At 73.6% G+C, this 13,164-nt stretch carries 11 protein-coding genes; 8 read left to right on the forward strand and 3 right to left on the reverse strand.

The genetic code is table 11. The features are described from left to right. Window positions 1-39 precede the first annotated feature (39 nt). The 5 genes from rimO (at window position 40) to AB0C46_RS18455 (ending at window position 3,847) form a co-directional block, all read left to right on the forward strand. Entirely contained in the window at window positions 40-1,524 is a 1,485-nt protein-coding gene (rimO, locus tag AB0C46_RS18435; RefSeq protein ID WP_362828843.1) for a 30S ribosomal protein S12 methylthiotransferase RimO, read from the forward strand. After that, entirely contained in the window at window positions 1,521-2,171 is a 651-nt protein-coding gene (gene pgsA / locus AB0C46_RS18440) for a CDP-diacylglycerol--glycerol-3-phosphate 3-phosphatidyltransferase (RefSeq protein WP_362828844.1), read from the forward strand. The genes rimO and pgsA overlap by 4 nt, the downstream gene beginning before the upstream one ends. Next, window positions 2,168-2,704: a nicotinamide-nucleotide amidohydrolase family protein gene (locus AB0C46_RS18445; protein WP_362828845.1), complete on the forward strand. Its 537-nt coding sequence runs from the start codon at window positions 2,168-2,170 to the stop codon at window positions 2,702-2,704. Before pgsA ends, AB0C46_RS18445 begins: the two co-directional genes overlap by 4 nt. 94 nt (window positions 2,705-2,798) lie before the next feature. After that, complete coding sequence (locus AB0C46_RS18450) at window positions 2,799-3,182, forward strand: helix-turn-helix transcriptional regulator (RefSeq protein ID WP_018092941.1); 384 nt, start codon at window positions 2,799-2,801, stop codon at window positions 3,180-3,182. Between the two features lie 194 nt (window positions 3,183-3,376). After that, a complete protein-coding gene (locus AB0C46_RS18455) occupies window positions 3,377-3,847 on the forward strand; it encodes a DNA starvation/stationary phase protection protein (protein ID WP_362828846.1) in 471 nt (156 codons plus the stop codon). 458 nt (window positions 3,848-4,305) lie between these two features. On the opposite strand, the gene AB0C46_RS18460 is transcribed toward AB0C46_RS18455, so the two are convergent. The 3 genes from AB0C46_RS18460 to AB0C46_RS18470 form a co-directional block, all read right to left on the reverse strand. Continuing rightward, window positions 4,306-5,082: an SDR family NAD(P)-dependent oxidoreductase gene (locus AB0C46_RS18460; protein WP_362828847.1), complete on the reverse strand. Its 777-nt coding sequence runs from the start codon at window positions 5,080-5,082 to the stop codon at window positions 4,306-4,308. 60 nt (window positions 5,083-5,142) lie between these two features. After that, the gene (locus AB0C46_RS18465) at window positions 5,143-5,952 is read right to left on the reverse strand and encodes a DNA-formamidopyrimidine glycosylase family protein (RefSeq protein ID WP_362828848.1); all 810 of its coding nucleotides are present in this window, start codon (window positions 5,950-5,952) and stop codon (window positions 5,143-5,145) included. A gap of 151 nt (window positions 5,953-6,103) precedes the next feature. Further along, window positions 6,104-10,876: a DEAD/DEAH box helicase gene (locus tag AB0C46_RS18470; RefSeq protein ID WP_362828849.1), complete on the reverse strand. Its 4,773-nt coding sequence runs from the start codon at window positions 10,874-10,876 to the stop codon at window positions 6,104-6,106. Between the two features lie 126 nt (window positions 10,877-11,002). On the opposite strand from AB0C46_RS18470, the gene AB0C46_RS18475 reads away from it, so the two are divergent. The 3 genes from AB0C46_RS18475 (at window position 11,003) to AB0C46_RS18485 (ending at window position 13,161) form a co-directional block, all read left to right on the forward strand. Beyond that, entirely contained in the window at window positions 11,003-11,884 is an 882-nt protein-coding gene (locus AB0C46_RS18475; RefSeq protein WP_362828850.1) for an AraC family transcriptional regulator, read from the forward strand. Between the two features lie 144 nt (window positions 11,885-12,028). Beyond that, entirely contained in the window at window positions 12,029-12,856 is an 828-nt protein-coding gene (locus AB0C46_RS18480; protein ID WP_362828979.1) for an AzlC family ABC transporter permease, read from the forward strand. Further along, window positions 12,853-13,161, forward strand: coding sequence for an AzlD domain-containing protein (locus AB0C46_RS18485; protein ID WP_362828851.1), 309 nt, complete (start codon window positions 12,853-12,855; stop codon window positions 13,159-13,161). Before AB0C46_RS18480 ends, AB0C46_RS18485 begins: the two co-directional genes overlap by 4 nt. Window positions 13,162-13,164 lie beyond the last annotated feature (3 nt).

Below are 13,164 nucleotides of genomic sequence, written 5' to 3' on the forward strand. Positions count from 1 at the left end.
GCGCCAAGGGGGTGGCCGGGACAAAGTAGGCTGAGGCCTATGCCCGAACGCCGTACCGTCGCCCTTGTCACTCTTGGCTGCGCCCGTAACGAGGTGGACTCGGAGGAGCTCGCAGGCCGCCTGGCAGCGGACGGCTGGGAGCTCGTCGAGGAAGCCGCCGAAGCCGATGTCGCCGTCGTCAACACCTGTGGTTTCGTCGAGGCCGCCAAGAAGGACTCCGTCGATGCCCTGCTGGAAGCCAACGATCTGAAGGATCAGGGCAGAACCCAGGCCGTGGTGGCCGTCGGCTGTATGGCCGAGCGCTACGGCAAGGAGCTCGCCGAGGCGCTGCCCGAGGCGGACGGTGTGCTCGGCTTCGATGACTACAGCGACATCTCCGGCCGCCTGCAGACCATCCTGAGCGGCGGCATCCACGCCTCGCACACCCCGCGCGACCGCCGCAAGCTGCTGCCGATCAGCCCGGCCGAGCGCCAGGACGCCGCCGAGGTCGCGCTGCCCGGCCACGCCCAGGACACTCCGCCCGAGGATCTGCCGGAGGGCCTCGCACCGGCCTCCGGGCCGCGGGCGCCGCTGCGCCGCCGTCTCGGCAGCAGCCCGGTGGCCTCGGTGAAGCTGGCCTCCGGCTGCGACCGGCGCTGCTCGTTCTGCGCCATCCCGTCCTTCCGCGGCTCCTTCATCTCCCGCCGGCCCTCCGATGTGCTCGGGGAGACGCGCTGGCTGGCCGGGGAGGGGGTCAAGGAGATCATGCTGGTCTCCGAGAACAACACCTCCTACGGCAAGGACCTCGGCGACATCCGGCTGCTGGAGACGCTGCTGCCGGAGCTGGCCGCCGTCGACGGCATCGAGCGGATCCGGGTCAGTTATCTGCAGCCCGCGGAGATGCGGCCCGGCCTGATCGAGGTGCTGACCGGTACCGACAAGGTGGCGCCCTACTTCGATCTGTCCTTCCAGCACTCGGCGCCCGGTGTGCTGCGCTCCATGCGCCGCTTCGGCGGCACCGAGAGCTTCCTGGAACTGCTGGAGACGATCCGCACCAAGGCGCCGCAGGCCGGTGCCCGCTCCAACTTCATCGTCGGCTTCCCCGGCGAGAGCGAGAGCGACCTGGCGGAGCTGGAGCGGTTCATCACCGAGGCCCGGCTCGATGCCATCGGCGTCTTCGGCTACTCCGACGAGGACGGCACCGAGGCCGCCTCGTACGGGGACAAGGTCGACCCGGACGTGGTCGCCGAGCGGCTGGCGCGGGTGTCGCGGCTGGCCGAGGAGCTGACCGCGCAGCGCGCCGAGGAGCGGATCGGCGAGACGGTGCGGGTGCTGGTCGACCGGACCGACGACGAGGACGGTGTCGTCGGGCGGGCCGCGCACCAGGCGCCGGAGACCGACGGCGTCACCCTGCTGTCGACCGACCAGGAACTGGCGCCCGGTCGTATGGTCGAAGCAAAGGTGGTGGCGAGCGAGGGGGTGGACCTCGTCGCGGAGGTGCTGTCGCTGGAGGGCACGGGGTGTACCGAGGAGGCGGGCAGATGACCGGAGTCCCGGCATCCGCAGCTGGTGGCCCGCGCACGGCGCCGGTCGTCCGGCAGGCCGGGCTGTGGAACATCGCCAACGTCCTGACGATGCTGCGGCTGGTGCTGGTCCCGGCCTTCGTGCTGCTGCTGATGCACGACGACGGAACGGATCCGGTCTGGCGCGTCTTTGCCTGGGCCGCGTTCGCCGTCGCCATGATCACCGACATTTTCGACGGGCATCTGGCGCGCGCCTACAACCTGGTCACCGACTTCGGCAAGATCGCCGACCCGATCGCGGACAAGGCGATCATGGGGGCCGCGCTGATCTGTCTGTCGGTGCTGGGTGATCTGCCCTGGTGGGTGACCGGAGTGATCCTCTTCCGGGAGCTCGGCATCACGCTGATGCGGTTCTGGGTGATCAAGCACGGGGTCATTCCGGCCAGTCGTGGCGGCAAAATCAAGACATTGGCGCAGGGCACCGCCGTCGGTATGTACGTCCTGGTGCTGACCGGCCCGCTGGCCACCTTCCGCTGGTGGGTGATGGCGGTGGCCGTGGTGCTGACCGTCGTCACCGGACTCGACTACGTCCGGCAGGCCGTGGTGCTGCGCCGGGCCGGGCTGGCCCGGGAGCGGGCCGTGCGCGCCGAGCGGGACGCGGCCCGGTGAGCGGGCCGGGTTCTGCCGCCGCCGGGGTGCTGGAGATGCTCGCCGGGCGGGGCCAGAGCCTGGCCGTGGCCGAATCGCTGACCGGTGGACTGGTGGCGGGCGCGCTGACCGCGGTTCCGGGGGCCTCAAGGGTGGTCCGGGGCTCGGTCACGGCGTATGCGACCGAGGTCAAGCGGGAGGTGCTGGGCGTGGACGGCGCCCTGCTGGCCGCGCGCGGTGCCGTGGACGGCGAGGTCGCCCGGCAGATGGCGGGCGGTGTCCGGCGGGTGCTGGGCGCCGACTGGGGCCTTGCCACCACAGGGGTGGCCGGCCCCGATCCTCAGGACGGGCATCCGGTGGGCACCGTTTTCGTGGCGGTCCAGGGACCGGGCGGTGCCGGAGCGGTGCGCCGGCTGTCGCTGGCGGGGGATCGTGACCGGATCCGCCAGGACACCATTCGCGCCGTGCTCGCACTGTTGTTGAGCGAACTGACAGAAAATACGCGGGCACAGGATACGGAACAACACGGGGGGAATGGATGTTTGCAGCCCTGAGTGAACACGTACTTGCGCCCGGCACTGGTACCGCCCGAGGCGGTACGGTGGGGCGAGAAGGATCCGGATCCGAGGTCCGAGGAGGGAGCCAGCGATGATTCTGCTTCGTCGCCTGCTGGGTGACGTGCTGCGCCGACAGCGTCAGCGCCAGGGCCGAACCCTGCGCGAGGTCTCTTCCTCCGCCCGGGTATCGCTCGGCTATTTGTCCGAGGTCGAGAGGGGGCAGAAGGAGGCCTCCTCCGAACTGCTCTCGTCGATCTGTGACGCGCTGGATGTGCGCATGTCCGAGCTCATGCGGGAGGTCAGCGACGAGCTGGCACTCGCCGAGCTGGCAGCGTCCGCGGCCGCGAGCGACCCGGTGCCCGCACCGGTGCGGCCGAAGCTCAATTCGGTGTCCGTCACGTCCCTGGCCGGTGTGCCGGAGGACCGCGTGACCATCAAGTCCCCGGCAGACGTCGTGGATGTCGTCGCGGCCTGACACCCCTGTTCGTACGCATCGAAGCCCCGGCGGGCAGCAGCCTGCCGGGGCTTTGTGCTGCCCGTACGGGGGCGGGTGTGCGCGGCGGACCGGGCCTCGGCGGGCGCTCGGCCGGACCGTCCGGGCAGCTCGGAACGGGCGATTCATTTGTACGATGACTAAATCGGATAAATCGCCCGAACAGGAGTATCTGGATGTCTGTCGTCAAGAGCACACTGTCCGACGAGGACCGCGGCATCGTCGGGAACGCCCTGCAGGGAGCGCTCGTCGACCTGGTGGATCTCTCCCTCGTCGCGAAGCAGGTGCACTGGAACGTCATCGGTCCGCGCTTCCGCTCCGTCCATCTCCAGCTCGACGAGGTGGTCACCAGCGGACGGCAGCACGCCGACACGGTGGCCGAGCGGGCGGCGGCGATCGGGGTGTCCCCTGACGGGCGGGCGGTCACCGTCGCCAAGACCAGCGGCATCGGCGAGGTCAAGGACGGCTGGATCAAGGACGGGGATGTGGTGCGGGCGATGGTGGACGCGCTGGGCGCGGTCATCGGCCGGATGCGCGAGCGGATCACCGCCACCGCGGACCCGGACCCGGTCAGCCAGGACATCCTCATCGGGCTGACCGCCGACCTGGAGAAGCATCACTGGATGTTCCAGGCCGAGGCCCAGTGACGGACGGCGCGGTGCGGTGAGGGCTCCGGGCTCAAGGGTGTGCCTGCCGGGGCCGGCGGCGTCGAGGCCCGGTCCGGGGCTTGCGGGGCCGGCTGCGCGCCGGAAATGCCCCGGTGCGCCCTCCCGCCGGGCGGCGGGACCCGTCTAGCGTCGGCCGGAGGAGGCAGCCATGGGGTGGCGTGACTTCGCGGCCCGCGGACCGGCCGGACGGCGTCCGCGCACCGTGCCGGGCCGCTGGATATCCGGGGCCGTCGTCGGGGGGCTGTGGTGGTGGGCCGCGGTCCGGCTGGTGGTGTGGCCGCAGTCGGCGGGGGTGGTCGAAGGGGCCGTGATGCTGGGCGGCTGGGGGCTCAGTCTGCTGCCGGTGCACTGCGTTCCGCGGGCGAGGCGGAGCGACGGTATGGGTCATCGCGTCATGGAACGGGCGGCCCTGCGGGTCCGGGCCGGCCGGGGGGCGCTCACCAGGGCATGGCGACGCCACCGTTCGGGCGGAGGACCTGGCCGGTCATGAAGGACGAGGCGTCCGACGCCAGGTGCAGCACGGTGTGGGCGACGTCCGCCGGCTCCCCCACCCGCCCCAGCGGCGACATCCGGATCATCGGTCCCTCCGCCTGCTGCTGTGCCTCCGCGGTGTGGCGGTCGGTCATCGCGGTACGGATCCAGCCCGGGGCGACGGCGTTGACGCGGATGCCGTGCCGGCCGACCTCGGTGGCCAGGGTCTTGGTGAGCTGCACGACGGCGGCCTTGGCGGCGCCGTAGGAGAGCAGGCCGGGGGCGCCGGTGTCGATCGCGCCGGAGGCCATGTTCACGAGAGAGCCCCGGGTGGCGGTGGCGATCATGGCGCGGGCGGCCTCCTGGCAGCCGTACAGCACGCCTTTGAAGTTGGTGTTCCAGACCCGGTCCAGATCCGCGTCCTCGGTCTCCAGGACGGGGGCGGAGTGCATGATGCCGGCGATGTTCGCCATCACGTCGAGACGGCCGGTGGCGCTGCGGGCGGCGTCGACGGCGGCGGCGACCTGGTCGCGCCGGGTGACATCGAGCTGATGGGCGTGTGCGGCTCCCGCTGCCGCGGTGATGGCCGCTGCGGTCGCCTGCGCGCCCCGTTCGTCGAGATCGGCGCAGTGGACGGTGGCTCCGGCCGCGGCGAGGAGGGTGGCGGTGGCGCGGCCGATACCGCTCGCCGCGCCGGTGACGAGCGCGGTGCGGCCCGTGAGGTCGTACGCCGGGAGAGGCATGGTGCGAGGGTAGGGAGAGATCTGACGGTGCGTCAATTGGTGTGCGGGAGGTGCTTCGGGTCAGCCGGCGGGGCGGCTGTCCGGTGGGTCCGGCTGGCAGGTGGGGCACCAGTAGGTGACGCGTTCCTCGGCGGTGGGGTCCTGGTCGGCGGTGCGGACCCCGGTGCCGCAGCGCAGGCAGGGGCGGCCGGCCCGGCCGTAGACCCACAGCCGTCGATCGGGGCGGGCGCTGGGCGTGGTGATACGGGCGGGGCGTCGCTTGTTGGCCTCGAGGAGCTTCTTGGCGAGCGTGGGCACGCGATCTGGCTGGGGCAGCGCTCCCAGGGGGAGCCAGGGCGAGGCGCCCAGCAGGAAGCACAGCTCGGATTTGTAGACATTGCCGATTCCGGCGAGATTGCGCTGGTCGAGAAGGGCCTCGCCGAGGGGGCGCTCCGGGGTGGCGAGCAGTCGGCGCAGGGCTTCGGCGGGGTCCCAGTCCGGGCCGAGGAGATCGGGTCCCAGATGGCCGACGACCCGGGACTCGTCGGCGGTGCGCAGGAGGTCGAGCACGGGGAGGCGGTAGCCGACCGCGGTGTGGTCCGCGGTGCCAAGGACGGCCCTGATCTGGTGGGCGGGGCCGCCGCGCCAGCGCTCGGCCGGGGCGTAGATCTTCCATGCGCCGTCCATCCGCAGATGGAAGTGGAGGGTGAGGCCGCCCTCGAAGTGAGTGAGGAGGTGTTTGCCGCGGGGGAGGACGTCCAGCACCCGGCGGCCGGTGAGATCCACCGTCGCCAGCCGGGGGACGCGCAGGTCGCAGCGGGTCAGCGGACCACTGGTCAGCGCATCGTGGAGTCGCCGGGCCAGGCGCCAGACGGTGTCACCTTCGGGCATGCCACCATCATGCCGGGAGCCGGGAGCCGGGAGCCGGGAGCCGGGAGCCGGGAGCCGGGAGCCGGGAGCCGGGAGCCGGGAGCCGGGAGCCGGGAGCCGGGAGCCGGGGCCTTCGGCCGGTGTGCCGGGGCTGGGCGGGGCGCCGTTGCGGTCACCCGCGCAGGCGCAGCCCCCGGGGGGTCGGGTGGAAGCCGGCGGACTCCAGGGTGGTGGCGAAGGGGGAGGTGAGGGCCGCGGTGCCGTTGATGCGTTCGGTGGTGATGGTGCCCAGGGCGCCGGCGCGGGCGGCATCCGTGAGTGCCTCGACGGCGAGCTGGAGGCGGGGGTCCGTGGCGGCCCGGTCCGGTTCATGGCCGAGCGGCCACATGAGCAGGGTCTTGCCGCCGCGCTCCATGTAGAGCGTCAGCTCGCCGTCGACGAGGACGACCAGGGAGCCCGCCTTGCGGCCGGGTTTGTGGGTCGAGCCCTCGGGCGGCTCGGGCCAGGGCAGGGCGGCGCCGTAGGCGTTGGCGGGGTCGGCGGCGGCCAGGACGACGGCGCGCTGCGGGCCGCCGCGCCGGGCCTGCGCCGGGCCGCCGTCCGGCAGTGCCTCATCGGCGGTGCGCTCCCGCTGGGTACTGACCGCACGCAGCCGGTCCACCGCGCCGTCCATCGCGAACTGGGCGGCGCCCAGCCCCTCCACCACATAGCCGCGACGCGCCTGACCGGACTCTTCGAAGGCGGCCAGCACCCGGTATGCGGCCGAGAACCCGCCCTCGACCCCCTCGGCGGCGACCGCGCCACGGGTGACGATGCCGTGCCGGTCCAGGAGGGCACGGGCCAGGGCATGGGCGCGGTGGGTGGGGTCCGGCTCGGTGGTGGGCAGGAGCGACCAGCGGCCACCCACTGTCGGCGGACCGGAGCGGGAGGCGGTGGGCCGTGCGCCGCGGCCCGCGGCTGCGGTAAGGGAGCCGTACCGGCCCCGTGGGACGGCGCGGCGGGCGCGGTGGGCGGTCGAGCCGGCCGTACGGCCCGAGCCGAGGAGGGCGCGCAGCGGGGCGAGGGTGTCGTTGGTCAGCCGGCCCGACCAGGCCAGGTCCCACAGCGCGTCGGCCAATTGCGGATCGGTGGCGTCCGGGTGGGTGGTGGCGCGGACCTGGTCGGCGAGCTGACGGAAGAACAGGCCGTATCCGGGGGCGAGGGCGGTCAGCAGCGACTCGTGCAGCGCGGTCAGCTCCAGCGGGAGCGGCGGTGGGAGCAGCAGCGGGGCGGAGTCGGCGAGATGGAGGGAGAGCCAGCCGTCCTTGCCGGGGAGCGCACCGGCGCCGGCCCACAACACCTCTCCGGTCGCGGTGAGTTCGTCCAGCAGGGCGGGGGTGTAGCCGCCGACGCGGGACGGCAGCACCAGCTTTTCCAGGGCGGAGGCGGGCACCGGCGCGCCCTGGAGCTGCTCGATGGCGCGCACCAGGCCGTCGATGCCGCGCAGACTGTGCGAGGCGCCGCCGAGTGGTGCCGGCATCCCGGCGACCGGTGCCGGGCGGGGTGCGCTGACGTGCTGCCACTGGGGGAGGAAGGCGGCGAGCGCGGCGGGCGGCACCGGTTCCAGCTCCTCGCGCAGCGCGGCGAGGGAGCGGCGGCGCAGTCTGCGCAGCACCTGGGCGTCACACCACTCCTGGCCGATGCCCGCCGGATGGAACTCGCCCTGGACCACCCGGCCGGCGGCGGCGAGACGCTGCAGCGCCCCGTCGGTGACGGCTGCCCCGAGGCCGAAGCGGGCGGCGGCCTGCTCGGAGGTGAACGGGCCGTGGGTGCGGGCGTAGCGGGACAGCAGATCACCGAGCGGGTCCTTGACCGGTTCGGTGAACGACTCCGGGACACCGACCGGCAGCGCCGTGCCCAGCGCGTCACGGAGCCGGCCGGCGTCCTCGACGGCGGCCCAGTGGTCGGCGCCGGCGATCCGCACGGAGAGGGCGCGGCGGGTGGCGGCCAGCTCCCGGGGCCATGCCGGGTCCGCGCCGCGCTCGGCCAGCTCGGCGTCGGTCAGCGGCCCCAGCAGCCGCAGGACGTCGGCGACGCCCTCGACGTCCTTGACGCGCCGGTCGTCCGTCCGCCACTGCAGCTCGCGCTCCAGCTCGGCCAGCACCTCGGCGTCCAGCAGCTCGCGCAGCTCGGCCTGGCCGAGCAACTCGGCGAGCAGCCGGGAGTCCAGGGAGAGGGCGGCGGCGCGGCGCTCGGCGAGCGGGGAGTCGCCCTCGTACAGGAACTGGGCGACATAGCCGAACAGCAGCGAGCGGGCGAACGGGGACGGCTCGGGGGTGGTGACCTCCACGAGGCGGACCCGGCGGGCCTCGATGTCCCCCATCAGCTCCGTCAGGCCCGGGACGTCGAAGACGTCCTGGAGGCATTCGCGGACGGCCTCCAGCACGATCGGGAAGGAGCCGAACTCGCTCGCCACCTGGAGGAGTTGGGCGGCCCGCTGGCGCTGCTGCCACAGTGGGGTGCGCTTGCCGGGGCTGCGCCGCGGCAGCAGGAGGGCGCGGGCGGCACATTCCCGGAACCGGGAGGCGAACAGCGCGGAGCCGCCGACCTGGTCCGTGACGAGCTGGTCGACCTCGCCCTGGTCGAAGGAGACATCGGCGGCCCCCACGGGGGACTGCTCGGGGTCGTACTCCGTGCCGCGGCCGAGCGGGCCGGCGGACGGGTCGAAACCGCTGTCGCCGTCGAGCAGATCGAGGCCCATCAGATCGGCGTCGGGCAGCCGCAGCACGATGCCGTCGTCGGCATGCATCACCTGGGCGTCCATGCCGTGGCGTTCGGCGAGACGGGCGCCGAGGGCCAGTGCCCAGGGGGCGTGGACCTGCGCACCGAACGGGGAGTGGATGACCACCCGCCAGTCGCCGAGCTCGTCGCGGAACCGCTCCACGACGATCGTGCGGTCATCGGGGACATGGCCGCAGGCCTGCTTCTGCTCGGCGAGATAGCTCAGCACATTGGACACCGCCCAGTCGTCCAGCCCGGCGGCGGACAGCCGGGCCCCGGCGTCCTCCGGCGCGAGCGAGCCGATCTCGCGGAGGAACGCGCCGAGCGCGCGGCCCAGTTCCAGGGGGCGGCCCAGCTGGTCGCCCTTCCAGAAGGGCAGCCGCCCCGGCACCCCGGGGGCGGGGGTGACCAGCACGCGGTCACGGGTGATGTCCTCGATGCGCCAGGACGTCGTGCCGAGCGTGAAGACATCGCCGACGCGGGACTCGTAGACCATCTCCTCGTCGAGCTCGCCCACCCGTCGCCCGCCACCGCCCTTACCGGAGTCACCGCCCGCCAGGAACACCCCGAACAGGCCGCGGTCGGGGATCGTGCCGCCGGAGGTGACGGCCAGCCGCTGGGCCCCGGGGCGGCCCGTGACGGTGTGCGCGACGCGGTCCCACACCAGCCGCGGCCGCAGCTCGGCGAAGGCATCGGAGGGATAGCGGCCGGCGAGCATGTCCAGCACGGCCGTGAACGCCGACTCCGGGAGGGCGGCGAACGGGGCGGCCCGCCGGACCAGGGTCAGCAGCTCCTCGACGTCCCAGGTGTCCATCGCGGCCATGGCGACGAGCTGCTGGGCGAGGACGTCCAGCGGATTGGCCGGCACCCGCAGCGCCTCGATGGCGCCGGAGCGCATCCGCTCGGTGACCACGGCGGCCTGCACCAGATCGCCGCGGTACTTGGGGAAGACGATGCCCGTCGAGACCGCGCCGACCTGATGCCCGGCCCGGCCGACGCGCTGCAGACCGGAAGCGACCGAAGGCGGCGACTCCACCTGGACGACCAGATCGACCGCGCCCATGTCGATGCCCAGCTCCAGACTGGACGTGGCGACGACGGCGGGCAGCCGGCCCGCCTTCAAGTCCTCCTCCACCTGGGCGCGTTGCTCCTTGGACACCGAGCCGTGGTGGGCACGGGCCAGCAGCGCCGGCGCGCCCTTGGCGGCACCGGCCTCGGCCATCAGCTCCGCCGGGGAATGGTGCTCGGGCAGGGCCTCACCCGTTGACCGCTCGTAGGCGATCTCGTTGAGGCGGTTGCACAGCCGCTCCGCCAGACGGCGGGAGTTGGCGAAGACGATCGTGGAGCGATGGGCCTGGACGAGATCGGCGATCTTCTCCTCCACCTGCGGCCAGATGGACGGCTTCTCACCGGTGTCGCCCTCCTGGACGGGCGAGCCGCCCAGCTCGCCCATGTCCTCCACCGGGACGACCACGGAGAGGTTGAAGCGCTTGCCGGACGGCGGCTGGACGATCTCCACCCGGCGCCGCGGCGACAGATAGCGGGCCACCTCCTCCACCGGGCGGACCGTCGCCGACAGCCCGATCCGTCGCGCCGGGCGGTCCAGTAGCTCGTCCAGCCGCTCCAGGGACAGCGCCAGATGCGCCCCGCGCTTCGTGCCGGCGACGGCATGGACCTCGTCCAGGATCACCGTCTCGACGCCCGCCAGCGCCTCCCGGGCCGAGGACGTCAGCATCAGAAACAGCGACTCGGGCGTGGTGATGAGGATGTCCGGCGGGCGGTTGGCGATCGACCGGCGCTCGGCGGGCGGGGTGTCCCCGGAGCGGATGCCGACCGTGATGTCCGGCTCCGGCAGCCCGAGGCGGACCGACTCCTGACGGATGCCCGTCAGCGGACTGCGCAGATTGCGCTCGACGTCGACGGCCAGCGCCTTCAGCGGTGAGACATACAGCACCCGGCAGCGCTTCTTCGGCTCGGCGGGCGGAGGGGCGCTCGCCAGCGCGTCCAGCGACGCGAGGAAGGCGGCGAGTGTCTTGCCGGAGCCCGTCGGCGCCACCACGAGGACATCGGAGCCTGCGCCGATCGCCTGCCAGGCACCCTCCTGCGCGGCCGTGGGCGCGCTGAACGCCCCGGCGAACCAACCGCGGGTCGCGGGGGAGAACGAGTCGAGCGCTGCCTGGGCCATGTCCCCCATCGTGCACCGGACCACTGACAACGCGGTCCCCGCGCGCCGCGCCGGCCGGGCCTGCCGCGGCCGTCCACGCTTCGGACATGCAGGTCGGCGGCCACCCGGCGGACGCAGAATGGCGGCATGGTCATGGTCAGCGGGGAGTGCGCGGCCGACGGCGGGCCCGGCGCGGCCGCCGTGCCGCGGGCGAGCGGTGAGTGGGCGCGCCACTGGCGCTACGACGGGCTGCCCGGCCTCGACCTGCTGCGGGCCCGCTACGTCCGGCACTCCTTCCCCCGCCACGCGCACGACGGCTATGTGGTCTGCGCGGTGACCTCCGGCATCGAGGAGGTCGGGCTCCGGCAGGGCACCGTCCGGGCCGGGCACGGCGGCCTCATCATGATCAACCCGGAGGTCGCGCACACCGCGCGGGCGGGCGCACCCGAGGGCTGGGCCTACGCCACGCTCTACCCGTCCTACGAGGTCGTCGCGGAGATCGCCGAGGAGACCACGGCACTGCGCGGCACCGCGGGATTCGACCGGACGGTCGCCGAGGACCCGCAGCTCGGCGGCATGATCACCGAAATCCACCGGGCCGCCGAGACCGGCAACGCGCTGGCCGCCGACAGCCTGCTGCGGCTCGCCGTCGCCCGGCTGCTGCGCCGCTACGGCGGCCCGCTCCCGGCGTGTACGCCCCGCACCGCGGGCGCCCGGACCGCCGCCCGCGCCCGGGCCGTCCTGGAGGAGCGGATGGCCGACCCGCCCTCCCTGGAGAGGCTGGCGCAGGAACTCGGTACCAGCCCGTTCGCGCTGCTGCGCGCCTTCAAGGGCGCGTACGGCATGCCGCCGCACACCTGGCTCACCGACGCCCGGGTGCGCCGCGCCCGCAGCCTTCTGGAAGCGGGCCGCACACCCGCCGATACGGCCGTCGCCGTCGGCTTCACCGACCAGCCGCATCTGAACCGGCACTTCACCCGGATCGTCGGCGTACCGCCCGGCGCGTACCGGAGGGAGCGCTCGGCCTAGAGGGAGACCCCCAGGGCCGGGCAGAACGAGCGGGACAGACCTCGCGGGGCACGGTGCGGGCAGTGCGCGCGCCGGGCGCAAGAACGTACAAGACGTGCGAGGATCCCGGATCCTAAGGTCCGGGGCGTGGCAGAACAGACAGAGATACGCACCACGGAGCGGGCCGCGCCGCCGCCGGTACCGCCCGCGACATCCGACGCAGCCGTCATCAGGGACGCGCTCGGCGTCGGTGTCGCCGTCGGCCTTTCCGGATTCGCCTTCGGCGTGACGTCGGCCGGCGCCGGGCTCAGCCTCCTGCAGACCTGCGCGCTCAGCCTGCTGGTGTTCACCGGCGCCTCGCAGTTCGCCCTGGTCGGCGCGCTGGCGGCGGGTGGCAACCCGCTCACCGCCGCGGCCGGCGCGTTTTTCCTGGGCGCCCGCAACGCCTTCTACGGGCTGCGGCTGTCCGCCGTCCTCGGGTACCGGTCCACGGTCAAACCCTTCGCCGCCCACTGGGTCATCGACGAAACCTCGGCCGTCACCCTGGCCCAGCCCGACCGGCGCACCGCCCGGCTGGGCTTCACCGTCACCGGGCTGACCCTCTACACGCTGTGGAACCTCACCACCCTCGCCGGTGCCCTGGGCGCCGAGGCGCTCGGCGACACCGACGCCTGGGGGCTGGACGCGGCCGCCCCCGCGGTCTTCCTGGCGCTGCTCGCGCCGATGCTCAAGGACACCGTGGAACGGTTCGCGGCCGGTCTGGCCGTGGTGCTGGTCATGGTGACGCTGCCGCTGCTGCCCACCGGTGTACCGGTGCTGGTCTCGGCGCTCGCCGCACCTGCCGTCCTCGCCGTACAGGGGCGCCGCGGTCGGGCGGAGGAGGCCGGTACGGCGCAGGAGCCGGGCGCCGGGCGGGCCGGCACCGCCGGGCCGCCCGCGGGCCCGGACGGAACCCCCGAGAGCCGCACCGCCACCGAGGAGGACCGGGGATGAGCGTCTGGATCGCGATCGCCGTCACCGCCGTCGGCTGCTACCTGGTCAAGTACCTCGGCCTGGCGGCGCCCGCCGGCCTGCTGGAGCGCCCGCTCATCAAGCGGCTGGCCGCGCTGCTGCCGGTGGCCCTGCTGGCCGCGCTCACGGCCCAGCAGACCTTCAGCGACGGCAGCCACCTGATGCTCGACCCCAAGGCCGCGGGGGTGGCCGCCGCGGCCGTCGCGCTCGTCCTGCGGGCGCCGTTCCTCCTGGTCGTCGGCGTCGCCGTGGTGGTCACCGCAGGGGTGCGGGCCCTGGGAGGGTGAGCG

This window comes from Streptomyces sp. NPDC048637 (assembly GCF_040650675.1).
In the GTDB taxonomy this organism is placed as follows: Bacteria; Actinomycetota; Actinomycetes; order Streptomycetales; family Streptomycetaceae; genus Streptomyces.